We start from the raw sequence: 313 nt of genomic DNA, 5'->3' as shown, positions 1-313 counted from the left end.
GATGCAGATCCAGACCGTGCTGAACAGCGACATCGTCATGCAGTTCGACGAATGCACGCCCTACGAGACCAAGGGCCAGCTCACCACCGAGCGCGAGGCGCGCAGCTCGATGGAGCTCTCGCGCCGCTGGGCGCAACGCTGCCAGGCCGAGTTCGCCCGGCTGGAGAACCCCAACGCGCTGTTCGGCATCGTGCAGGGCGGCATGTTCGAGCCCCTGCGCCAGGAATCGCTGGACGCGCTGGTCGAGATGAACTTCCCCGGCTACGCGGTGGGCGGCGTGAGTGTGGGCGAGCCCAAGGAAGAGATGCTGCGC

1 protein-coding gene is annotated in these 313 nt (G+C 67.1%); it reads left to right on the top strand.

The window, feature by feature from the left end:
- Window positions 1–313, top strand: a 313-nt coding sequence (locus ACMUOY_RS08020; protein WP_413892183.1) for a tRNA-guanine transglycosylase, incomplete at both ends; no start/stop codon positions are given.

The organism is Candidatus Skiveiella danica (assembly GCF_022705245.1).
GTDB lineage: Bacteria > Pseudomonadota > Gammaproteobacteria > Burkholderiales > Burkholderiaceae_C > Skiveiella > Skiveiella danica.
Note: the sequence above shows the minus strand (reverse complement) of the source record. Positions and strands in the feature narration are given on the sequence as shown.